Genomic DNA, 23,303 nt, shown 5'->3' on the forward strand with positions numbered 1-23,303 from the left:
GGGGGCCGCTCAGGGGTGTCGGTTCAGCTCGGCGACGAGCTGCGGGAACACCTCGGTGGCCGCGTTCTTGCCGATGAACAGGTCCATGTGGGCGTAGTCCTTGAAGAGTTGGCGGCTGTACAGGCCGGGGTCATTGTGCTCGCTCAGCCAGGCCAGGGTGCGCAGGCTGGTCTCGGGCAGGAACAACTGGTTGCGGGCCCCCGCAATGAAGTGGATGGGCAGTGCCAGGTGGCGCGCCCGCTCGGGGCTCAGGTAGCGCTCGTGCCCCAGCGGGTCCACCACATGGCCTTTTTGCATGATCAGGCTCAGCTGGTCGAAGGGCCGCAGCGACACCGGCCCCACCATGCGCGCCAGGGCGGTGTGGGTGGCGTGGTTGAGCTGCTCGTGCCGGTACGAGGGCCCCATGATGGCAAACAGGCGGCGGCACACCGGGTTCTTGCAGGCCTCGCCTTCGGGCACGGGCACGCCCCAGAGCACGGCGTCCAGCTGGCTGTCGAAGTCGGTGCCACCGGGCACGAAGTCGACATGGCCGCCGAACTCGGGCATGTTCTGCAACAGGCGCGACACCCCCAGCTCGCTTTTCAGGTCGTTGAGCCAGTTGGTGATGGGGTGCAGCGTGAGCTGCGAGGCGATGACCGAGCGCACGCCTGGCATGCCCTCCAGCAAGGCCATCAGCAGCGTCATCGAACCCACGCAATGCGCGATCACCTGCAGGTCGGGTCGGCCGGTCTGGGCCAGCACATGGCGCACGGCCGCGGGCCAGTCATGGCGGGCGATGTCGCTGATGGTGTAGGGCTGCAGCGGGCTGCCCGAGTCGATGCTGCCGCGGTAGTCGAGCAGCCACACATCGAAGCCCTCACGGCACAAGGCCTCGACCAGGTTCTCGTCCACCGTGTCGGTGGCAAAGGAGGAGGCCCGGATCGAGAAGCCCGGCGCCAGGATCACCGGGCCTTTCTGTCCTGGGTAGCGGGTCAGGCGGATCGAAAAGCCATCGTCCAGCGGCACGCTGTGCACCACCGGGGCCGGTGCCTTCAGGGCCCGCCCAGCCCATTGGGGCAGGGCCTTGCCCGGGAAGTCGTTCAGGCACGAGAGCAGGCCCCCATAGGCCTGGAACACCGTCATGCCGAAGAAGCCCGCAAACTGTTCCAGGTAAAGGAGGTGGATGGTGTCCAGCAGCCCGGGTTGGTGGGCCTGGATCTGCCGGGCCAGGGGCGTGACGGCCTCCAGCTTGAGGGTGGTCAGCTGCTTGAGCAGGTCGTCCAGGGCCAGCGAGGCGATGCCTTGGGCCAGCAGGGTGCCACCGGGCTGGTCGCGCACCTCCACGAACAACGTGGTCAGGTCCTGCCAACTCGAGGAGCTGGCGGTCTGGTGCAGGCGCTTGTGGCCGTGCAGGTGGAACTGGCCACGCCCTTGCGCGCGCTCCAGCGTCATGTCGTACACCATGAGCCAGGTCTCCACCTGCTGCTCGTCGGTGCACAGCAGCTGGAAGCGCCCCTGGCGCACCACCATGGGCTCGGGGTCCAGGGCGTGGCAATGCACCTGGCCGTCGATGTCGGCGGGGTGGTCTTCGTGGGTGTTGAGTTGGTGAAGGTCCTGGGTGTGCACCAACAGCTCCAGGCTCAAAGTCTGGCCGCGGCGGCGCCCCCAGGCGCGGGCGATCTCGAAGTCGTGGATCAGCCCGCCGGGCCCGTTCTGCTGCAGGGCTTCGGTGCTCACCCAGCCGGCCATGCGCTCGGAAAACGAGAAGGCCGGGCTCAGCAGCTGCGGAAAGCGTGCGATTGCGGCTTTCAACACCGCGGCGCCTTCTGCCTTGGCCCAGTCGAGCACGCCGTCTTCCAGGGGCTGGATCAGCTCGTGCATCAAGGTGTGGCCGGCTTGTTGAAGGGCGTGCTCGGCGGTCTGCAGCTCCTCTTGCACAGCGTTTTTCAGGCGCGCCCAGAGGCTTTCGGAGTCCGCCGGTGCCTCGGCTGCGGCCGGTGGGGTGGCAGGGTGGGCAGGGGTGGCACCCCACTGGATGGTCCAGCCGCGCTGGTCGGCCAGGCGCTGGCAGGCGCGCTCGGCCACGGCGGTGATGGTCAGCAGCGGGTTGACCCCCACCGCGGCGGGGATCACCGCGCCGTCGCACACGTACAGGCCCTCATGCACGGCCTCGCCCTGCGTACCGGCAAAGACCTGGCACTGGTGGTTGACCACGCCGTGCGACGCATCGTCGCCCATGGCGCAACCCCCGAGCGGGTGCACCGTGACCAGCTTCTGGCCCATGCCCTCGGTCCACAGCGGGTTGGCGATGAACTGGCCCTGGATGCCCTCACTGGCGCGGCGCAGCCACTGGTTGTCGTGCTCGATGACGGGGGATCGCCCGGCATGGGGCCAATCGATGCGCAGGCGGTCGTCATGCAGTTTCAACTGGCCCTGGGCGTCGTCCAGGCTCATCACCAGAAAGGTCTGGGTGCGGTCCACCGCGCCGCGGTAGGCCATGTCGGCCAGTTGGCCGGGGTCTTGCTGGACGGCCTCGCCGATGGCCTTGGCATCGAGCAGCTTGCGCTTGCCGTCCTCCGCGCCGTATTCGAAGGCGGTGTTGAGCTGGGCCGAGGCAAAGAACAGGGCCGGGGCCAGCGCCAGGGCCAGCGCGCCCGGGATCACGCCTTCTTCGATCACCAGGCGGTCCTTGGGGTCGGGCTCCTGGCGCAGGTCGATCACGCCGGTGATGCAGGGGCCGGGCAGGGCGCCTTCCACCGGCTTGCGCTGGCCCAGGCCCACCCCGTGCAGGCCCGGCACGTCGGCCACTGGGGGTTCACGCAAAGCCAGTTCGTCCGGGTCTTCGCCTGGGTCGTCGTCGGCCGGGTTGGCCTGCGCAGCCTCGGCAGCCTGAGGTGACCAGCCCGCGTCATAGGCCAGGCCCAGCACATCGCCATTGCCCGAGAACGAGGCGCCCAGCCGGTCTGACAAGGGCAGGCCGTGCTGGCGCGAACGCAGCAGGATCTCGGTGGAGCCCAGGCTGCCGGCGCCCAGCACCACCACATCGGCCAGCACGCTGCTCAGGGCGGCCTCCGGCTTTGCGGTGGCGCGGTAGTGCACGCGCCAGCGGGTGCCCTCGCGGCTCACATGGCTCACGCTCACGCCGGTGAACAGGCTGGCGCCGTGGCGCTCGGCATCGGGCAGGTAGTTCATCTGCACCGTGTTCTTGGCGCCCACGTTGCAGCCGCTGGTGCAGTCGCCGCAATCGTTGCAGGCCGGCTGGGCCACGCCGAAGGGGTTGACCCGGTCTTCGAAGGTGACGTTGATCGGCACCCGCTTGAAAGGCTTGTCGAGGTGGCTGGCCGACTGCCGCAGGGCGGCCAGCTTGGCTGGGGTGGGCCGGTCCAGCGGGTAGGTGCGCGGCTCCAGGGTGGCCCGGGCCCGCTCCACATAGGTGGCCAGCAGCTGGGGGTCGTCCCGGAAGGCTTGGGGCCAGGCCGGGCTGCGCAGCAGCTCGGGGTCGGCCTCGAGCGACACATTGGCGTTGATCAGCGAGGTGCCGCCCAGGCCGTTGCCCACCATGGCCAGCATGTCGGCGTGCACATGCAGCTGGTAGAGCCCGGTGGGCGAGCCTAGGGTCTGGGCGGCGGTGTCCACGCGCATGGCGCCCCGGGCCTGGTTGAGCGAGGCCGGAAACTCGCCGGGCAGGTGCTCCAGGCCGCGTTCCAGCAGGGCCACCTGGCGGCCCGCACGCGCCAGCCGCGAGGCCGCCACGCCGGCCCCATAGCCCGAGCCCACCACCACCACCTCGTACGAGGGCTGGAGGGTGGCCTGTCCCTGGCCAATGTCTTGGGCGATCCTGCGCATCATGGCCGGGCTCCTTTCTGGTAGGGGTGGGCCATGGAGCGGGCGTTGAGCGCCGCTGCGGCCAGGGCTTCGAGCTTGTCGCGGGCGCAGTCCGAGAAGGCGGCCCAATCCGCTGCAGTGGCCGCGACGGCCGCTTGCAGGGCGCCCAGCAAGGGGTTGTGCCGGTCGCGGAAGTTCTGCAGGCCCTCGGCCCGCACCGGGGCCATCTGCGAGGCCACGGGGTCGTTGAACAGGCGCAGCGCAGCCACGTCCAGCTCGTCGCTGATGAATACGGCCGAGGCCCCCTGAGTGAAGGTCATGGTGGGCTGGTCCAGCACCCAGCCGCCGGTGTTGTAGACGGCCACCGGCTGGTTCAGGCCCTCGATGACCAGCTCCTGCTGGAAGGGCTTGTGGGTGTGGCCATAGACGAAGGACAGGTCGAAGTCGGGCAGGGCGGGGTGGGCTGCGGCGTGGGGGCGCAATGCCTGTTGCAGGTCGTACAGGGCCGGGCCACCGATGAAGGCGCTCAGGTTCTTCAAATCGTCGGGGGGCAGCACATCGAGAAAGTTGTTGCGCTGGCCCTGGGCATTGCGCGTCAGGGTGAGCTCGATCAGCGCCCCCACCAGTTGGCGCAGCGTGATGCCCTGGTACAGCGGCATGCTGCCGCTGAAGCCGAGCTGGCTCGCCACCCGGTCCAGCAGCCGCTCGCGGAACTGGTCGGCATAGGCGTGCGAGGCGCCGGCGTTGTTCATGACCTGGTAGAGCGAGAAGGCCTCGCGCCCGGTGTCGCCGGCGCTGCCCAGATCGGACCACAGAAAGTCGACCCAGGCGCCGTTTTCCTGCTCCAGCGTCTCGGCGCTCAGGTCGCTCATGGTCTGGCCCGACATCAGGCCGTTGATGGTGCTCATCAGGCGGTAGGTCGGGTCGATGTAGTGGCCGTGGTGCAGCACCACGCCGCGTTGGCGGTCGGGCGTCAACAGGCACAGGTTGGGGTAGGCGATGTGCACCCGCGCCTGAGGCTCATCGGGCAGGTGTCGGCGCAGGATGGCCGTCAGCATGTCGCACGGGATCTCGGAGCCCGGGGGGCGGTCGCGGTATTCCGAGTGGTCGATCAGGTCGTCGTGGATCTGGCCCTGGCGCAAGGCCTCGACGAACAAGGTGTCCTGGGCCATGCGCCACAGGTGGTGGTCGTGGTTGCCCGGCACCAGCAGCATGGTGGGGGCCAGCACCGGCTCCTGGCCGGGGGGGAACAAGGCCTCGACAAACTGGGTGAACACCCGCGCCACCTGCCCCATGGGCGAGATGCCCAGATCCAGGATGTCGCCCAGCAGCACCAGGGTGGGCGGCGTGGGGGCCAGGCCCTGGGCCTTGGCCGCCTGGGCCATGTGGCGCAGGGTGCGCCGCAGCGACGAGGCAAAGTGCAGCAGCGTGGGGCTGGGGTGGGCGGCGTCAAATTCGCCGGCCGCATTCAACTGCGTGAGGGTACTGTCCGGGGCCCCGAGGTGGAGATCCGACACGCAGACGTAGCGCACAGTGGTCATAGGCAATTTCGCTCCTGTATCTGGTGGCCGAACCTGATCAGCCGGGGCTGCTGGGGGGCTTTCAAAGCCCGGGTGGAATCACAGGTTCATTCAACTGGCGCCAGTCCCAGAACGTCTCCACAGGCATGGCCTTGGCGACATACCAGCCCTGCACGTATTCGCAACCCAGGCGTTTCACGATGGCCCATTCCTCGGCGGTCTCCACCCCCTCGGCCACGATGCTCAGGCCCATGCGGTGGGCCAGCGTGCAGATCGAATCGAGCAGCACCTCGGAGGAGGTGCCGACCTGCACGCCTCTGACAAAGGAGCGGTCCACCTTGAGCTCTTGCACCGGCATCTTCTGCAGGTAGGCCAGCGAGGAGTAACCGGTGCCGAAGTCATCGATCGACAGGCTGAAGCCGGCCTCGCGCAGGGCGTACAGGTGCTTGAGGGCGGTATCGGGATCGTTCATCACGCTGCTTTCGGTGACCTCGAAGCGGATGTCCTGCGGCCAGGCGTTCAGCCGGGTGGCCAGCTCCTGGGCCTGCAGACTCAGGCGGTCGTCGCGCAGATCGCTGGCACTGATGTTGACCGAGATCTGGATTGGCCGCCCCGCGGCCCGCTGCTGGGCACAGACCAGCAACGCCTTCTTGAGCATCCATTCGGTCAGCAGGCGGATGCTGCCCGTCTGCTCGGCAAAGGGGATGAACTCATTGGGCGGCACCAGGCCGCGTTCGGGGTGGCGCCAGCGGATCAGGGCCTCGGCCGACTCGATGCTGCCGTCCGAGATGCGGACCTTGGGCTGCAGGTGCATCTCCATCTGGTTCTGGCTCAGTGCGTCCTTCAGCTTGGACAGCAGGCTCAGATCGGCACGGGAGTTCAGCTCCATGCTGTCCGAGAAGGTCAGCCAGTCGGCATTGACGCGCTGGGCCGCATGGGTGGCGATGGCCGCCGCGCGGATCAGGTGCTGCATGCTCTGGCCGTGCCGGGGCGCCACCGCCACGCCCACGGTGAAGCTGATGTCCACCGGCTCGCCCATCACGTTCAGGGGCTCGGCAAAACGGGCCCGCACCTCTTCGATCAGGTCGGTGGTCTCGGCCTGGCTGGAGGCCAGCAGGCAGAACTGCGAAGCATGCAGACGCCCCACCTTGACCCCGGGGATGCTGTGCAGGCGGCGGGCCGCCTCGATCAGCACGGCATCACCAAATTCATAGCCCAGCGCATCGTTGATGGATTTGAAACGGTCCAGGTCCAGCACCAACACCAGTTGGTCGTTGCCCTGGCGCAGGTTGGCATCGCCATCGGCGCGGATGCCCTCGCGGTTGGGCAACTGGGTCAGGCTGTCGGTGATGGCTTTCTGGTGTTCGTATTCCGACTGCTGTTGGCGCTCCATCATCCGGCACACATTGAGCAGCAGCACCCCGCCAAAGAACAGGCTGGCCGCCAGGGTCAGCAAGGCGTGCGGCTGGATATGACCGTACCAGGCGTAGAGCACCGAGCCCAGACTCAAGGCCAGAAACAGCGCATAGATGCGCGGCCTGGCTGACAGCACGGTGACCGTGACCGCGGCCCAACCCACCACCAGGGCCGACAGCAGGGCCAGATCGATGGTGTCCAGTGCGCTCGAGAACAAGGGCAGACAGGACACCGCCAGGGCACCCGTGAGGGTGTTGAGCAGCGCCATCACGTTCAAGGTGCGCAGCGTCGGGCCATGCCGGCGCAGACGCGCCCGGTAGAACCATTGGCGCAGCAGGTAGCTGCTGGCTACCACCGCGTACCAACTGCCGTAAGCCGTCCACCCCACCCGCTCGACCAGGGTGAAGCCGAACAGGCCACACAGGCACAAAGCCGCCCACGTGCCCAAATGGGACTGGGAGACCAGGATTTGCACTCGTCTCGTCGTCAGTTCGTCGGCTATTTCGCGCAAAATCGGCATTGAGCTATCAGATTTCGTGTCTTTGCGTTTTCAAGCGACGATCCCGGAAAACAGGCGGTTGCTTGACCGTTACATAATGCAACGAAAATGCTGACATGCGTGCGATTTTCCCGGTCTGAATTGAACAATCGCGCACCGGGGATTGCGCTTGGCGCGAATCTGCCACAAGGGCGTGGCCGCCCCCGCCACCGTTCAGGCCTGCGGTGCCTGGGCTTGCCGGGCCTGCCAGGCCCGCAAGGCCTGCCGGTATTCATCCATGGCCAGATCGTGCCGGTCGAAGATGCAGGGATCGCAGCCGTTGCCGCAGCAGTCCTCGAGTTCGGGCGGCACGGGCGGGGTGGGCATGGGGTCGTCGTTGAGAGGGAGTGGGCTGGGCATGGGCGGGATTTTCGCGCAGGCAGGCGGCCCTTGCTGGCACAGGGTCAGGGCGCGGGTGTCCGCAAGGCATCCCGGAAGCCGAGCTGGCTCAGGGTGCTGGCCCCGAGCAGCACCGTGGCCATGGCCAGGGCGGGGTCGTGGCCCAGCCCCACGGCGGCGGTGCACAGGGCGCCCACCACCCTCTGGATGGCGCCAGACAGCCCGGCGGCCGAGCCCACCAGATCGGGGTGAACGCTCAGGGTGCGGGTCAGGGTGTGAGTCAGTGCGGCGGGGCTGGTCATGCCGGCGCCCACGTTGAACACCAGCCGCAGGCCGGAGCAACCGCCCTGGGCCTGCGCCGGGTGCGCGGGCGCTCAACCGAGGGCGTTCGCGTCCAGCAGCGCCTGCCGATAGGGCGATTCGGGCAGCCCGCTCAAGCCTTGTCGGGCCTGGGCCAGCGCAGCCTGGGCTTGGGCCAGGGCGGCGCTCAGGGCCGTCTGGCTCAATTGCGTTGGCCGGGCAGGCGTGGGGGTTTCGGCATGGCTTTCGCGGCTCAGCTGCCACACCAGGCCCCAGCTTTGGCCATAGGCGGCCAGGGCGGCCTCCACCTCGGGCGGTGCCGCGGCCAGGATGGCCGCGCAACGCGCCCCGGCCTCGAACAGCGAGGCGGTTCGGGCCTGGGTGATGCGCAGGTGCTGGCGGCCGCTCTCGTCGGCCGTGGCGGGCGCATCCGCTGCCTGGTAGGTCTGTTGGTACATCACCGAGCCTTCGGCCACCTGGTTGGTGGCGTCGGCCAGCACGCGCAGCACGCGCATGTCGCCCAGCTCGACGATGGCCCGGAAGGCGCCGGTGTAGAGCAGATCGCCCAGCAGCACGCTCGGGGCATTGCCCAGGCCTGCGGGCGCTTGCTCTGCCGGCAGGTCCACCTCGTGGTGCAGCGCCAGGGCGGCGTGGATCAGTTCGACCGCCGCAGCCAGCACCTGCTGGCGCGCGCCGCTGTCGCCCAGGGCCCGGCCACAGACCAAGGCCAGGGCGGGGCGCACGCGCTGCTCGGGCGAATGGGCAATGTGCTGGGCAGCGTAGGCAATCAGCGCCACGTCGGTGTTGAGGCGTTGCTGGATCAGCGTGCCGACCTGGGCCAGATCGGCATCAATCAGGGCAAGAAAAGAACTCGGGATGGGGGCTTGCATGGTGACGGGTTCGGCAGGGGCAGGTGCAGCCAACCCCCTTTGCGGGCGGGTGGAGCACCCTGATCCGGCGCAGGGTTTGCCGGCGAGTGTAGGGGAACTCGTCGGGCCTGCCGGGCAGACAGGTGCAATGACCCGTTACAGCACTGCGCGCATCAGGTCGGGGCATCGCCGTGCAAGGCCTGCAAGTGCTGCAGTTGCCGGCGCAAACGGGTCACCTCTTCGATCAGGTCGACCGTCAAGGCGGCCAGTTGGGGATCGGCGTCAAAGGTGGCTTCCAGGTGGGCGATGCGGCGCGCGCGCACAAAGGTCTGGCTGCTGAAGCGCCAGGCCTGGTCAGGTGGGTCGGTCTGCAGCACGCCGGTCTCGACCCGCACACGCACCCAGTCCGGGCTCTGGCGGCAGGCCTGGGCCAGGGCCTCCAGGTCGAAGGCATCGTCTGGCAGCAACTCGGCATCCAGCACATGGCTGGTGTGAGGGCTTTGGGGGGCTGGGTTCATGGTCAGGCTCCGTGGGGCGGGCGAGGGTTGAAGCCCGGGCAGGCCTGGGCCAGGGCGGTGTAGGCGGCACGTGCCGCGTCGGTGTCGGCCGGGGGCAGGGCCAGGTCCAGCGTCAGGTACAGGTCACCGGGGGGGTGGCCGGGGATGCCACGTTCTTTCAGGCGCAGCTTTCGGCCACGGCGCCAGCCGGCGGGCACCTGCACCTCCAGCTCGCCGCCCGGGGTGGCCACCGTGATGCTGGTGCCCAGCGCCGCCTCCCAGGGCGCCAACAGCAGGGTCTGGTGCACATCGCGGCCTTCGGCATGCCAGCGCGCGTCGGGCTTGAAGCCGACTTCGAGCAACAGGTCGCCGGGTGGGCCACCGGCCAGGCCTGGGCTGCCCTGGCCGGCCAGGCGGATGTGCTGGCCCTCGCGCACGCCCTGGGGAATCTTCACCTCCAGATGCCGTTCTTCGCGCACCAGGTGGCCCGCTTCGTCCAGGCGCCCGGCCTGCAGCGTGATGGTGCGCAGGGCCCCGGTGTAGGCGTCCACCAGATCCAGTTCGATGCTGGCGTGGTGGTCGTTGCCACGCTGCGCCTGCGGCCGGGCACCGCCCATGCCGGCCGCGCCCCGACCTGGCCGGCTGGCACGGGCCGAACGGCCGAACAGTTGCTCGAAGAAGTCGCTGTGCTGGCCTTCCAGGTCGTCGGCGCCGCCCGAGAACTCGTAGCCGCTGTCCCAGTGGGGCGGAGCTTGGTAGCCCTGGCCCGCATGGCTGGCCTGGGGCTGGCTGGCCAGGGTGTCGTAGGCGGCGCGTTTTTCGGGGTCGGACAGCACGGCGTTGGCCTCGTTGAGCTCGGCCATTCGGCTGGCCGCATCGGGCTCTTTGCTGACATCGGGGTGGTACTGGCGGGCTTTTTTGCGAAACGCCTTCTTGATCTCGTCCGCGGTGGCGTTCTTGCCCACCCCCAATTGCTGGTAGTAGTCCTTGAATTCCATGCCCGGGCCTTTGCGAAGCTGCGTCAAAGGCCCACGCTAATCCAATGGGGGGCAGTTTGTCTGTACCTGGCGCAAGGTTTGGCCATGGCGGCGCGTGGTGGCCGCCCGAAGTGGGTGGCTTGTGACCCTGTTCAGCCACAGGGCGGGCCGCGCGGGCTTGATCCGCGACAAACACACACGTGGCCCGCGGCCCCGATTTTTTGCGTTTCCTCAAGCCTTGGAGATCTGGCCGGAATCACTTTTTCTTATCTGAAAAGGGTCGAAGTCCCATGCCGGGCCGGCGCTAGATTCGGCTCGAACCGGTGGCGGGCAGCCCCTCAGAAGGCCCGCCCCCCACCGGCGAGAACCCCTTGTTGAACCCCACGTGGAACAGACAACTGACTGAGCGAACACCATGAGCTTTTACCAAGACTTCAACGACAAGCAGGCCATCGAAGCCTGGCACGCGCTGCCCCGTGCGCCCTACAAGACCTTCAAGCTGACGCGCCTGGCGCCCACGATCGGTGCCGAGATCCATGGCGTGGACCTGTCGCGCGACATCCCTGAGGAGCAGTTTGCCGAGATCCGCCGGGCCATCGGAGAAAACCTGGTGCTGGCCTTCCGGGGCCAGACACTGGATCTGGAGGCGCACAAGCGCTTTGCACGCCGCTTCGGCACCCTGCACCGCCACCTGCTCGCCAAGAGCCGCGCCGTGGCCGGTGGCACCGACGACCCCGAGGTGCTGGCCTGGCGCACCGGGCCGCAGTCGCGCTTCACGGCAGGCGACGCCTGGCACCACGATGTGTCGTGCGACGCCAACCCGATCTGGGGCTCGTTCCTGCATGTCACCCGCCTGCCCGAGTCGGGTGGCGGCGACACGGCCTTTGCCAACCTGGTGCTGGCCTATGAGTCGCTGTCGGCCCCCTACAAGGCCTTTCTCGACGGCCTGACGGCGGTGCACGACGGCTCCACCGCCTGGACGGCGGGCTACGGCACCCAGCCCGAGCCGGGCAAGACCTTTCCGGCCACCGAGCACCCGGTGGTGGCGCGCCACCCGTTCACCGGGCAGAAGTTCCTGTACGTGAACGAGGCCTTCACCTCGCACATCGTGCAGCTCAGCCGGCACGAAAGCCAGGCGGTGCTGCAGCAGCTGTACCGCCACATCGAACGCAGTCTGGCCTTCCAGGTGCGTGTGCGCTGGGAGCCGGGCACCCTGCTGTTCTGGGACAACTGGGCCACCCAGCACCATGCCGTGTGGGACTACTTCCCTGAAGAGCGCTGGGGCGAACGCGTGTCGGCCTACCTGGACCACGGGCCCAAGGCCTGAGCGGCAGCAGCGCCGTCCGTCATGGGCATGACACGGCCTGCCGCTAGGCTGGTGCCCCATGAAAGACAGCCCATTGCCCATGAACAACACCCCGGTCACCTCTTTCCAGCGCCAGCGCCGTGGCCTGATCGCATCAGCAGGCGTCTTGGTGGCCGGTGCCGCGCAAGCGCAGGTGCCAGCCCAGCCAGCACCCGAGACCTCAGCAGCCGCCGAGTCGCCGGTGCCGCGCCCCCTGCAGGATCCGGCCAGCCTGGCCCGCGACGAGGCCCACTGGGCCCGCGTGGCAGCGCTGTTCCCGGTGGACCGCAGCGTGGTCAACTTCGAGAACGGTTACTTCGGCATGATGGGCCGGCCCGTGGCACAGGCCTACCACCGCCACATCGACGAGATCAATCGCCGCGGCTCGGTGTTTGTGCGTGGCCAGTACGACGCGGGCGAAGCCACTCGCGTGCGTGATCGTGTGGCCCTGGAGTTGGGCGCCAAGCCGCAGGAGGTGGCCCTGACCCGGGGGGCCACCGAGGCGCTGCAAAACCTCATCACCAACTACCGGCGCCTGCAGCCGGGCGATGTGGCCCTGTATGCCGATCTGGATTACGACAGCATGCAGTACGCCATGAACTACCTGCGCCAGCGCCGCGGCGCCGAGGTGGTGCGCATCAGCCTGCCCGAGCCGGCCAGCCACCAGGGCGTGATTGATGCCTACGCGCGGGCCTTCGAGCAGCATCCCAAGACCCGTCTGCTGTTGCTGACCCATGTCAGCCACCGCACCGGGCTCTTGCTGCCGGTGGCCGAGATCTGCCGCCTGGCACGGGCCCGTGGCATCGACGTGATCGTGGACGCTGCCCATTCCTGGGGCCAGATCGATTTCAAGGTGGAGTCGCTGGGGGCCGATTTTGTGGGCTTCAACCTGCACAAATGGATGGGCGCGCCCCTGGGCGTGGGCTGCCTGTACATCAAGGAGGGCCAGCTGGACGACATCGACCGGGCCTTTGAAGACGGCGATTTTCCGGCCCACGATGTGCGCTCGCGCGTGCACACCGGCACCACCAACATCGCCAATGTGCTGAGCGTGCCCGTGGCGCTGGACCTGCACCAGGCCCTGGGCCCGGCCCACAAGGAGGCCCGCCTGCGCCACCTGCGCGATCTGTGGGTGGCGCCCCTGCTGGCGTTGCCGAAACTGCAGATCCTGACCCCGCAAGACCCGCGCCTGTACGCCGGCATCACCTCGATCCGCCTGCGTGGCCAGACCAGCCGCGAGGACAACCTGCGCCTGGCCAAGCGTTTGAAGGATGAGTTCGGCCTGTTCACCGTGCGCCGCGGGGGCGTGGCGGCGGGCGACTGCGTGCGCATTTCACCGGCCTTGTTCACCTCGGCCGAGGACACGGCGCGGCTGGTCGAGGCTTTGAAGGTGATCGCGGCCTGAAAGGGATGGCCTGCGCAATCAGTCGCCTTGCTGCCCGGCGCGGCGCTGCTCACGCAGCATGAACAGGTACAGGCTTTCGACTTTTTCACGTGCCCAGGGCGTCTTGCGCAGAAAGGTCAGGCTCGATTTGATGCTCGGGTTGAGCGCAAAGCAGCGGATGGGCACCAGATGGGCCAGCTCGTCCCAGCCATAGAAGTCGACCAGCGCGGTGACGATGGCCTCCAGGGTCAGCCCATGCAAGGGGTTGTGGCGCTGGGTTGGCGGGGCGGGGGGCGTGGACATGGCGGCATCGGGGTGGGCTGCGGGGCTGCTGAGCTTAACCCAGGGCTGGGCGCTGCCCCATGTCGCTGCCTTGGCCCACAAAGCCTGTGCAGCTCATTTTTGGCTGGCTTTCTCATAGAACGCCAGGATCGGCGGGTCAAAGCGCTGGTGATCGAGTTGCCACAGGCCCAGGGGGCCGCGCAACAGCGGCACCTGCACCTCGCTGCCCGTGGGCACCTGAGCCCAGTACTCCGGGGCCTTGGTGAAGCGCAGGGTCGGCAAGCCCTGGCGGGCATCCACCGGGCTCAGGTGAACCACCTGATCGACCACACGGTAGGCATACCAGGTGGACGGCCCTTTCGCCAGCACCTGATCAACCCGTTTGAGCGCTGGCAGCGCCGCCATGGTCAAGGCGCCGGTCACAAACAGGGCCAGCACCAGCGACTCTTGCACCGGCACCTGGCCAGCCAGCAACCGGCGGTAGCTGAACAAGCCCACCCCGACCAGCGCAGCCCCGGCGGCCACCAGCAGGGCCGGGCTGCTGAGCAGCCGTGCCACCTGGGATTCGATCAGCTCGTAGTCGTTGAACACATAGGTGTCCAGCAGGGAGAACAGCAGCAGCGCCAGGAACACCACCACGGCCGTCAGCGAAAAGCGGTTCTTCTCCAGCGAAAAATCCATGCCTGCGCCCGTCGGCAACGCAAAGCCTGGAAAGACCGAACGCACCATGTCGGCCAGGGCCTCGCGCGAGGCCCTGGGGTTGGCGAGGGTTTCTGCACACACCAGCAGCGGGCCGGTAGGGGCATCGACCTGCACCCAGGCCAGGTTGGCCGTGCGCCACGGATGGGGGTCCAGCCAGCTGAGCGTGGCCAGTTCCTTGCTCACGACCTGTTCAAAGTCTTCCTGGGCGCCATACCAGCGGCCCCTGAACCGAACCGACTCGCCTTCGTCGATCAGCACCCCCAGCGCCTGCTGCGGGCTCAGCTTGGGCCATGACTTCAGAAACTCGACCCGGGCCATGCCAACACGCCAGAATCGGTGCCCCTTCAGCGCATCCACCATCCGCTGCTGGTGCTGCTTCAGCTTTCGGTGCCGCCTGAACTGGTGCAGGGCCAGCAGCAGTTGCAGAAAAATGATCAGCGCCAATGCGATATTCAACAGCTTCATGCTGCTACCCTCCCTTTTTAGGTTTTATGGCTGTTCTGGTGCCGAGGCCTGCATTGAGGCCGCAGATGCCAGTGCACAGCACTTTACCCAAGGACGCCCCCCCATGGCGACGGTGCGCAGCACCAGGCCGGGTACCCAGGCCTGGGCGCTGATCGGGGCCCGCTCGGAAGAATCCAATGATCGAAGAAGTTGCACAACTGATGCGCCAGGCCGCGCGCCAGGCCATCCTGCCCCGCTTTCGGGCGCTGCGGGCAGAGGACATCGAGGAGAAATCGCCCGGTGAAACCGTGACCGCCGCCGACCGCGAGGCCGAGGCCTTGTTGACCGCCGGGCTGCTGGCCCTGCTGCCCAGCGCGCAGGTGATGGGCGAAGAGGCCACATCGATGCAGGCCGAGCGCCGCCATGAGGCGGCCGCGGCCTCCGAACTCTGGGTGGTCGACCCCTTGGACGGCACGGCCAATTTTGTGGCCGGCAGCCCGCTGTTTGCCGTGATGGTGGCCTTGATCCGAGACGGCGAAACGGTGATGAGCTGGATGCTCGACCCCTTGACCGACACCCTGGCCTTTGCTCAAAAAGGGGCCGGGGCCTATCTGGGCGGCCGGCGCGTGCACGCGCCGCAAACCCCGCGGCCGCTTGGTGAGTTGCGGGGCGCCATCTTCACCCGCTTCCTGCCCGCCGCCTTGAAGAGCCACATCGAGGCCCGCGCCGGCAGCTTGGGCGCTGTGTTGCCAGGCATGCGCTGCTCCGGCCACGAGTACCCCGCGATTGCCCAGGGGTTGCAGAATTTCGTGCTGTTCTGGCGCACCGAACCCTGGGACCACGCGCCCGGGGCCTTGTTCATGTGCGAGGCCGGGGCCCATGTGGCGCGGCCTGATGGCTTGCCGTACCGGCCTTTGGATGGTGGCCAAGGTCTGCTGGTGGCCGACAACCAGGCCAACTGGAACCTGCTGGCACCGCTACTGCTGGGGTAGGGCCTCTATGCGGCCGGTGGTTCGAACACTAACGCTGGCTTGGTTCAGCATGATCTGGAACTGAAAAAGAGCTCAACGTGACAAGAGATGCCGTGTGTCTTTGTTAGTTTGCAGGCAGCGTGTCGCCAGTTTTGGGCCTTGTTGGGGGGCATGAGCTTGCACAGAACTCCAAAAGGGTGTTTCAATACTTGGCGGAATAACGCGGAATACACTGCATGAATTCGTCATTTGAAAATCCTGCCAAGGTTTATTGATGTTTGAGGTGGTTCAGGTTTTATAGGTCGATTCAAATGGATTGCGGTGTGCAATTTTTAAAAATATCTGTGTCGGAAAATAGAAGTTGATAAATAAAAGCAGTATTGCTGTTTGAGTTTGGTATTTTTGCTTGAATTTTGGTGTAAATCTCCTTACTGCCGACCAACTGGTAGCCCATAGTGTTCAATGATTCTATAATCAATTTTTCTGATTCGTTGATGGGTGGATAAGGATGGTCTAGGATTTTGTGCCCATCGTCAGTCCTCATGATTAGAGAGAAAGGTCCGATCCAAGATAAAAACACGAGCCAAGATTTATCTTTATCAGAAACGAATAGAATATCTGACACATCATCGTTTATGTCGGAGGTGTCTTCGATATTCATTTTGCTCCCAATAATTTTTTTGAATTTCAAAAAATCAAGATGATCTTCGTTCTTGAATGAATACTGTAAATTGTTGGGTGATTTGTATCTTCCTAAAATGTATTGAATTACATTGCGCATCATTTTTAGTTGGCTTCAGTTGGTTCGGTTTTTTATCCATTGGTTTGAACATGGCATATGCGTCGCATCAGCGCGGCGGATTAGATTTTTCGGACTGTCCTAGGGATGATGAGGCCATGAAGCGTCATCAGATCCTGGCGCTTGGCCCTCAGGCCCGGCTCGCCCAAAAACCATTAAATTCGCTATACGCTAACTGATTGGCTGAGAGGGAGAGTTGATATGTGTGCTCCCGGCTATTTTGGAATTTATATTCCAAGATTAATTCTCTAAAAAATACGATGTGATTTTGATGGTAAGCGCTACTCCAATAGGTACTGCCCAACGTTCTCTGTTATATTGTCCGCCAAGATTATTGATGATGTAGTCTGATTGGCTTTGACCGCTGATGAAATGCCAGAAAATCGTCATAAAGACGTTTGTCAACATGAAAATTGCGTTTGCATCGTGATGGTTGGCGCTTGTTTTTAATGAAAGATACGCGTCCAAAGCTAGAAGTAATATGACATAGGCCATAGACCATACCCATGATACGCGTGCCTTTTTCTTCTCCCCTAATCGTTTCCAATTGAGCGCATGAATGATCATGCCGAACAGGCCGGTGAACGGAAGGCAAAGAACGCTCGCAAGGTCTGGATTCCATAACCTTATTTGATTATTTTCATTTTTGAGTTGATGCTCAACGAGGGTGGCAGTAGCGGTTGTACCGCATTGATGGCAAATTTCTTCGGTTTATATTTTGCAATTTTTGCAGTACATATATATTCATCGGATGATTAACTGTTGTAGAGTGCGGTGCTGAAGGGTTTTCCAGAAATCAACTTCATGCAGTATTTGGTGTGGTTTTCTCTTTGGTTGATGAGGGTACTCGTTTGAGTCGGCTTGTCATCTTGGATCAAAGGTCTTTTAAAAGGGGCTGGCTCAATATGGTTGAATAGGGTATTTTTGATCTGTTTCTCTGTGTGAGAGTGGGGAATTGGTTGTATTCTTGTGCTGGTTTTTATTAATGATGCAATTATCAGTGCCTATGTCATATTGCTGTTCTTGATTGACGGATCGAGTTGATTATTTTTGGTATATGCTTCCCGTCTTCTCTTGCATTTCTTCGGATGTGGTGCTTGTTGGTGGTTAACCATAATGGAATCGCCGGGGTGGTGCTTGATTGGGCGTTGATCGGCCAATCCCTATGGATCAGCGGTGCCTCTGAAATTCATCTGGTTGGGACCTCCAATGATTTCATGGGCAATGCATGGGGAGGGCGTCTATGTATCTTGAGTGCCCATTGTTTGTAGTCTATCAAGCGGCTTTTCAGATCGTGCCCATGTATGAATCTTGTAGTCCATACCCGTTTCTAAATCAGACCTCTTGATCTGATCTGGCGATAGTGGAGAGCACCTTTGGCTATTCTTAATGGCGATATCAGCCGCTGAAAAAAACAGAGATGGGCTGACGATTCAATGCGTCTGCAGGGTGCCGAATGGAAGGCGCAGATTCCCAATGATCAGAATCCACGTGAACAGAGGCGAGTTGGTCAATGAATCCCGTATTTAAAAGAGCGACCGGCGACTGCTGCTTTAAATTGAGTGGCGGCCATAGCCCTGTTCAAGCCGCCGCAAAGGCATCCAGGAGTTCGACCTCCCTGGAATCAGTGGAGATGTGCAAGATCAATGTTCGGTCCATCTGCTCGCTTGGATGTTGGGCATCGTGCTTGGCAAAGCGGAATACTTCTCCCAAATGCTCATCCTCGTGCCAGGTGGTCATGACAAACCGGTCTTCAGGCACATCGCTGAAGCCAAACTGCTCCAGGTTCGCCATGTCGACGGCATCATCCCATGAGCTGCACCCTGCGCCCCAGGCCAACATGTACAGGCAACCAGACCGGATCAGCCAATCACTGACCGATGCTTGCCAATGTGATTCGACCACGACATCGGCAACGATCACGACCTTGGCAGGAGCCGATGAGGCCAGGGGTGGCAACGGTGCACCGGGCAGCAGATGAACGTACTCAGGAGTCGGTGTCATATTGGCAGCCTATCTGAAAGCAGACATGGCACCACGATCTCTCCTCGCAGGTCTCTGTCTCAGATTCAAGGCTGGGGATAGCCGCCATCGCGGGCCATGCCATGACTCTGGCAGGCCCGCGGCCTTTTGCCCCGGTGGTTCTGCCCCGGTGGTTCTACAGAAGACAGGTGTCAGCCTGTCGCCGGGTCGCGCGCGGCCTTTTGCCGCCCCAGCCCGCCCCCGACCTCAACGCTCAATCGTCTTGTTCCACCGGCTGTTCCAGCCCGGGCGTTGTTCGTTGATGGCGTCCCAATCCACGGTCACGGCGTTTTTCATGTAGCCATTGATCAGCTTGACCTGCTCCACCCCATTGCCCACCACGGGGGCCTTGGGGTTGGTGGGGATCTGGTCGCCGAACTGCAGCACATTGGCCTGGGCCAGGGGCGAGAGCAGAAACTCGGTCAGCTTCTGGGCCAGTTCGGGTTCGCTGTTCTTGGCGATCACGCACTGGGCCACCATCAGCACCACCGAGCCCTCTTTGGGTTGGGCGTATTCGACCGGGATGCCTTTGGCCTTCAGGCCGGCCACGGCGGTGGGCGTGAGCGGGAACAACGCGGCCTCGCCGGTCTGCACCATCTCGGAGATCTTGGCCGAGCTGGGGATGTACTCGAGCACGTTGGGGCCGATGGTGTTGGGCCAGGCCTTGAAGCCGGGCTCCACGTTCTTGTCGGTGCCGCCCTGGATGCGGTTGAACATCAAGAAGCCGTGCAGGCCGAAGGTGGATGACGGCATCGACTGGAACACCACCTTGCCCTTGTACTTGGGGTCGGCCAGGTCCATCCACGAGGTGGGGGCGGCCCAGCCTTTTTCGGTGAACATCTTCTTGTTGTAGGCCAGCCCGGTCATGCCCAGGCTCACGCCGGTGGCCATGTCGTTCTTCAGGCGGGCGGCGGGGTAGATGTCTTTCAGCACCGGGGTGTCGCGCTGCTTTTCGCACAAGCCCATGTTGATGGCGCGCACCATGATGCCGTCGTCCAGAAACATCACATGCATCTGCGGCTTGTCCTTGTTGGCCTGGGCCTTGGCCAGGATGTCGGACGAGGTGCCCGGCACCACCACCACCTTGGCGCCATAGGCTTTCTCGAAGGCCGGGAACACGTACTGGGTGTAGGCCTTCTCCATCTGCCCCCCGTTCATGCCGATGTACAGGGTTTTGGTCTGGGCCAGGGCGTTGCTGCCCAGGGCGGCGCTGGCGCACAGGGCGGCGCCGGCCCAGGCCAGGCGGCTGAAACGACGTGCTGGCACGGAGGGGGTGGTTTTCATGCTGTGGTCCTTGTTGGCTAGGGGGTGAAAGAAAAGGGGAAGGGGTGAACGGGGCTTCAATAGCGGCTCGGCTAGGTGGGCTGGAAGCGGGCGATGTCAAAGCCGTCGAGCGGCGTGCTGCTGCGGCCCTGCAGGGCCAGCTCGGCCAGCACCTCGCCGGCGGCCGGGCCGATCTGGAAGCCGGCCCCGGCAAAGCCGAAGCCATGCCACAGGCCGCTGCGCTGCTGGCTCGCGCCCAGCACGGGCTGGCGGTCGGGCAGGTAGCCTTCGGTGCCGCTCCAGGTGCGGATGATGTGGGCGCCGCGCAGCGCGGGCAGCAGCTCGATGGCTTGCTGGGTCAGCTTGAGCAGGGCCTCGCTGCTGCTGCGGGCGCGTTGGCCGTCCAGCGCCAGGCCCGAGCCGCCGCCCAGCACAAAATTGCCGCGTCGCACCTGCCGACCGTAGATGCCACCGCCTTCCACGCCCAGGCTGACCGGGGCAAAAAACGGCAGGGGCTCGGTCACGGCCATGGCCGGGTGGCCCGACACCAGGGGCACCGCCTCGCCAAACTGGGCGGCCAGCTGGCCCGCCCAGGCCCCGGCGCAGTTGATCAACTGGGGCGCGCGCAGGCGCCAGCAGGCCTGCCCGTCGGGGCCGGCTTCGGCCACAAAGCGCTGGCCATCGTGGGCCAGGGCCAGCAAAGGGGTGCGCTCCAGCACGCGGGCCCCGGCGCGCTCGGCGGCGCGGGCAAAGGCCGGCGACACCAGCCTGGGGTTGGCCTGGCCGTCTTCAGGGCACAGCGAGCCGCCCACCGCCACCTCGCCCAGCCAGGGCCAGCGGCGGCGCACTTCGGCGCGGCCCAGCACCTGCAGGCCCAGGTCGAAGGCGGCGCTCTGCTCGCGGTAGCGCTCCAGTGAGGCCAGGTCGGCCTCGCTGCGCGCCAGCTTGAGGTGGCCGCTGCGCTGGTACTCGCCGTTGATGCCGATCAGCTCGGTCAGGCGCCCCCAGATGCCGTGGGCGCGCTGGGCCAGGGGCAGTTGGTTCAAGGGGCGGCCCTGGCGCCGCACGCCGCCAAAGTTGACGCCGCTGGAGCGCGATCCACACAGGTCGCGCTCGATCAGCACCACTTTGCTGCCGCTGCGGGCCAGCGCCAGCGCGGCCGAGCTGCCCACAATGCCACCCCCCACCACCAGCACATCGCAATCAAGGGTTTGCATCAATCGTTCTCCGGGGCGGTGCCTGGGGTACCCAGGCTGGCCTGGGCCATCAGGGGCAGGGGTTTGATGGGAGCCTGGGCGCGCAGCCGGCCCACCTGTTCTATGGGCTGGCCGCTGGCGTGGGCCAGGATCTCGGCGGCCGCCAGGCCACACATGCGGCCCTGGCAACGGCCCATGCCCACGCGGCTGAGGGCCTTGAGCCGGTTCAGCTCAGGGGCGCCCGTGTCTTTGACCTGTTGGCGCAGCTCGCCTGCGGTGATGTTTTCGCAGCGGCACACCACCAGTTCATCGGGGGCCTGGGCTGCCCAATCGGTGGGGAAGGGGAAGGCGGTCTCCAGCCCTTGGCGAAAGCGTGCAATGCCCGCCAGCTTGGCATCGAGCGCTCGGCTGCGCGGGCCCGGGGCCAGGCCCTGGCGGTCTTCCAGCAGCGCCAGGGCGGCGCGTTCGCCGGCCCATTCGGCCGCATCGGCGCCCTGGATGCCGGCGCCGTCGCCAGCCAGGTACACACCGGCCACGCTGCTGCGCCCGGCGGCATCGCGCACCGGCAGGTGGGCTCGGTTGAGGGCGTTGAACTCAAAGCGGCAGTCCAGCAGATCGGCCAGCTGGGTTTCGGAGCGCAGGGCGTAGCCCAGCGCCAGGCCGTCGGCCGCGGTGCTGTGCTCGCGGCCCTGGCGGTCGCGCCAGCGCAGGCCTTCGACGCGCTGGCTGCCCAGCACCTGCAGCGGCTGCACGCCCCAGTGCACCGGCACCCCATGGGCCAGCAGCCAGGCCAGAAAGTACTGGCCCTTGGCCAGGGTGGCGGGCTGGTTCAGCAGGGCCGGCAGGGCGGCGATCTTGCCGGCCCAGCCGGCCGTGTCCAGCACCCCGGCCACCTGCACGCCATGGGCGCGGCCGGCTTGGGCGATCTGATAGGCCACCAGGTAGAGCAGGGGGCCGGTGCCGGTCAGCAGCACGCGCTGGCCGATGGTGCAGCCCTGGTATTTCAAGGCCACCTGGGCCCCGCCCAGGGTGTAGACGCCGGGCAGTGTCCAGCCCGGCAGGGGCAGCACGCGGTCGGTGGCGCCGGTGGCCACGATGAGCTGCGACCAGGCCAGGCGCTGGCTTCGCTCGCCTTGCAGCACATCCAGCCAGCCGGGGCCGGCGTTCCACACCAGTTGCTCGGGCCGGTAGTCCACCTGGGGCAACAGGGCCAGCCAGGCCTCGTGCACGGCGCGGGCGCGCCCGGCCTCGAAGCCATACAGCGCCTCGGGCGGGCGTGAAAAGCCGGGCGGGGGCTGGCGGTAGATCTGGCCGCCGCCGCGCGCGGCCTCGTCGATCAGGATGGGCCGCAGGCCATGGGCGACCAGGGTCTGGGCGGCGCGGATGCCGGCGGGGCCGGCGCCCACGATCACCGCTGGGGTGTCGGCAGGGGCCTTGTCGGGGGCTTGGGGTGTGTTCACAGCGGGCTCTCCTCGGCCTGGGTCAGCACGCTCAGGCCGGGGCTGACCAGGGTGCTGCAGGCGCGCAGGCGCTGGCCTTGCGCGGTGCGCACCCAGCAATCCTGGCAGGCCCCCATGAGGCAGAAGCCGGCACGCGGCTGGCCGCTGAATTCGTTGTGGCGCAGGGCGGCCTGGTGCTGCAGGATGGCGGTCAGCACGGTGTCCCCGGCCAGGGCCTGCACGGGCTGGCCGTCCACCAGCAGGGTCAGCGGGGTGCGGCCGGTTTCGGCCACGCGGTGCAGCAGGCCGAGGCCGGCTTTCTTCAGGGCATGGGGGTTCATCGGTGGCCTCCGACCAGCACTTTGTCGAGCCCGTACAGGCGGTCCAGCACCAGCATGGCCACGGCGGTCAGGCCCACCATCAGGGCCGACACGGCGGCCATCAGCGGGTCGATCGACTCGGTGGCATACATGTACATGCGCACCGGCAGCGTGACGGTGGAGGGCGAGGTGACAAAGATCGACAGCGTGACCTCGTCAAAACTGTTGATGAAGGCCAGCAGCCAGCCGCCGCTCACCCCGGGCAGGATCATCGGCAGGGTGACGCGCACAAAGCTGCGCCAGGGCGAGGCCCCCAGCGACAGGGCGGCCTGCTCGATGCTGCGGTCAAAGCCCACCAGCGAGGCCAGCACCAGGCGCAGCACATAGGGCGTCACCACCAGGGCATGGGCCAGCAGCAAAAAACCGAAGCTGCCGGCCCCGCCCACCAGGCTGGACAGGCGCAGCAGCGCCACGCCCAGCACCAGGTGCGGAATGATCAGCGGCGACAGGAACAGCGCATTGATCAGCTCCCGCCCACGGAATTGGTAGCGCGTGAGCGCCAGGCCGGCGGGCACAGCCAACAAGGTGGACAGCGTGGCCGAGCCCAGGGCCAGCCACAGGCTGTTCCAGAACGAAGACACGAAGTCGGGGTGCTCGAACACGGCCTTGAACCAGCGCAGCGACAGGCCGTGGCTCGGCAGGGTCAGGGTGTTCTCGGGCGTGAAGGCCACCACGCACACGATCAGCAGCGGGGCCAGCATGAAGCTCACCACCAGGGCGTTGAACAGCAGGGCCAGGGGGCCATTCTTGCCCGGGATGCGCCCAGAGCCGCTGGGGGCCTGGGCAGGGGAGGTTGCAGTTGTGCTCATGTCGGAT

20 protein-coding genes are annotated in these 23,303 nt (G+C 65.6%); 3 read left to right on the forward strand and 17 right to left on the reverse strand.

Annotated features, from left to right (window positions below; genetic code table 11):
• Positions 1–9: 9 nt before the first annotated feature.
• From L880_RS34300 to L880_RS0107460, 8 genes are all read right to left on the reverse strand, one after another.
• The gene (locus L880_RS34300; RefSeq protein WP_051443135.1) at positions 10–3,828 is read right to left on the reverse strand and encodes an alpha/beta fold hydrolase; all 3,819 of its coding nucleotides are present in this window, start codon (positions 3,826–3,828) and stop codon (positions 10–12) included.
• Positions 3,825–5,345 carry a metallophosphoesterase gene (locus L880_RS31890; RefSeq protein WP_051443136.1) on the reverse strand — a complete coding sequence of 507 codons (1,521 nt, stop codon included), beginning with the start codon at positions 5,343–5,345 and terminating at the stop codon, positions 3,825–3,827. Before L880_RS31890 ends, L880_RS34300 begins: the two co-directional genes overlap by 4 nt.
• Positions 5,346–5,406: 61 nt before the next feature.
• Positions 5,407–7,215 (reverse strand): putative bifunctional diguanylate cyclase/phosphodiesterase, encoded by a 1,809-nt coding sequence (locus tag L880_RS31895; RefSeq protein WP_169737733.1) that lies wholly within the window; start codon positions 7,213–7,215, stop codon positions 5,407–5,409.
• 237 nt (positions 7,216–7,452) lie between these two features.
• Positions 7,453–7,638, reverse strand: coding sequence for an oxidoreductase-like domain-containing protein (locus L880_RS0107445; protein WP_043328821.1), 186 nt, complete (start codon positions 7,636–7,638; stop codon positions 7,453–7,455).
• 44 nt (positions 7,639–7,682) lie between these two features.
• Positions 7,683–7,919: a hypothetical protein gene (locus L880_RS31900; protein WP_043328823.1), complete on the reverse strand. Its 237-nt coding sequence runs from the start codon at positions 7,917–7,919 to the stop codon at positions 7,683–7,685.
• A gap of 72 nt (positions 7,920–7,991) precedes the next feature.
• Complete coding sequence (locus tag L880_RS31905) at positions 7,992–8,807, reverse strand: polyprenyl synthetase family protein (protein ID WP_157462690.1); 816 nt, start codon at positions 8,805–8,807, stop codon at positions 7,992–7,994.
• A gap of 152 nt (positions 8,808–8,959) precedes the next feature.
• Positions 8,960–9,304, reverse strand: a complete 345-nt coding sequence (locus tag L880_RS0107455) for a chaperone modulator CbpM (protein ID WP_051443139.1) — start codon at positions 9,302–9,304, stop codon at positions 8,960–8,962.
• Between the two features lie 2 nt (positions 9,305–9,306).
• Positions 9,307–10,281, reverse strand: coding sequence for a DnaJ C-terminal domain-containing protein (locus L880_RS0107460; RefSeq protein WP_027475140.1), 975 nt, complete (start codon positions 10,279–10,281; stop codon positions 9,307–9,309).
• Between the two features lie 394 nt (positions 10,282–10,675).
• Between L880_RS0107460 and L880_RS0107465 the strand changes: the two genes are divergently transcribed.
• Positions 10,676–11,587, forward strand: coding sequence for a TauD/TfdA dioxygenase family protein (locus L880_RS0107465; RefSeq protein WP_027475141.1), 912 nt, complete (start codon positions 10,676–10,678; stop codon positions 11,585–11,587).
• Between the two features lie 58 nt (positions 11,588–11,645).
• On the forward strand, positions 11,646–13,010 hold the full coding sequence (locus L880_RS0107470; protein WP_245615012.1) for an aminotransferase class V-fold PLP-dependent enzyme: 1,365 nt from the start codon (positions 11,646–11,648) through the stop codon (positions 13,008–13,010).
• An 18-nt stretch (positions 13,011–13,028) separates the two neighbouring features.
• Here the strand turns inward: L880_RS0107470 and L880_RS0107475 are convergent, their stop codons facing one another.
• Entirely contained in the window at positions 13,029–13,292 is a 264-nt protein-coding gene (locus L880_RS0107475) for a VF530 family protein (RefSeq protein WP_027475143.1), read from the reverse strand.
• Between the two features lie 93 nt (positions 13,293–13,385).
• On the reverse strand, positions 13,386–14,438 hold the full coding sequence (locus L880_RS0107480) for a hypothetical protein (protein WP_027475144.1): 1,053 nt from the start codon (positions 14,436–14,438) through the stop codon (positions 13,386–13,388).
• Between the two features lie 176 nt (positions 14,439–14,614).
• On the opposite strand from L880_RS0107480, the gene L880_RS0107485 reads away from it, so the two are divergent.
• Positions 14,615–15,409, forward strand: coding sequence for an inositol monophosphatase family protein (locus L880_RS0107485; RefSeq protein WP_027475145.1), 795 nt, complete (start codon positions 14,615–14,617; stop codon positions 15,407–15,409).
• A 286-nt stretch (positions 15,410–15,695) separates the two neighbouring features.
• Here the strand turns inward: L880_RS0107485 and L880_RS35530 are convergent, their stop codons facing one another.
• From L880_RS35530 to L880_RS0107515, 7 genes are all read right to left on the reverse strand, one after another.
• Positions 15,696–16,049 carry a hypothetical protein gene (locus L880_RS35530; RefSeq protein ID WP_157462693.1) on the reverse strand — a complete coding sequence of 118 codons (354 nt, stop codon included), beginning with the start codon at positions 16,047–16,049 and terminating at the stop codon, positions 15,696–15,698.
• A gap of 1,719 nt (positions 16,050–17,768) precedes the next feature.
• A complete protein-coding gene (locus L880_RS0107490) occupies positions 17,769–18,191 on the reverse strand; it encodes a DUF7684 family protein (protein WP_027475146.1) in 423 nt (140 codons plus the stop codon).
• 225 nt (positions 18,192–18,416) lie between these two features.
• A complete protein-coding gene (locus L880_RS0107495; RefSeq protein ID WP_027475147.1) occupies positions 18,417–19,493 on the reverse strand; it encodes an ABC transporter substrate-binding protein in 1,077 nt (358 codons plus the stop codon).
• 71 nt (positions 19,494–19,564) lie between these two features.
• Positions 19,565–20,689 carry an NAD(P)/FAD-dependent oxidoreductase gene (locus tag L880_RS0107500; protein ID WP_043328825.1) on the reverse strand — a complete coding sequence of 375 codons (1,125 nt, stop codon included), beginning with the start codon at positions 20,687–20,689 and terminating at the stop codon, positions 19,565–19,567.
• Positions 20,689–22,128, reverse strand: coding sequence for an FAD/NAD(P)-dependent oxidoreductase (locus L880_RS0107505; RefSeq protein WP_027475149.1), 1,440 nt, complete (start codon positions 22,126–22,128; stop codon positions 20,689–20,691). Before L880_RS0107505 ends, L880_RS0107500 begins: the two co-directional genes overlap by 1 nt.
• Positions 22,125–22,448, reverse strand: coding sequence for a (2Fe-2S)-binding protein (locus tag L880_RS0107510; RefSeq protein WP_019572866.1), 324 nt, complete (start codon positions 22,446–22,448; stop codon positions 22,125–22,127). The genes L880_RS0107505 and L880_RS0107510 overlap by 4 nt, the downstream gene beginning before the upstream one ends.
• Positions 22,445–23,296 carry an ABC transporter permease gene (locus tag L880_RS0107515; protein ID WP_051443141.1) on the reverse strand — a complete coding sequence of 284 codons (852 nt, stop codon included), beginning with the start codon at positions 23,294–23,296 and terminating at the stop codon, positions 22,445–22,447. Before L880_RS0107515 ends, L880_RS0107510 begins: the two co-directional genes overlap by 4 nt.
• Positions 23,297–23,303 lie beyond the last annotated feature (7 nt).

Origin of the sequence: Curvibacter gracilis ATCC BAA-807 (genome assembly GCF_000518645.1) — a bacterium.
Taxonomy (GTDB): domain Bacteria; phylum Pseudomonadota; class Gammaproteobacteria; order Burkholderiales; family Burkholderiaceae_C; genus Curvibacter; species Curvibacter gracilis.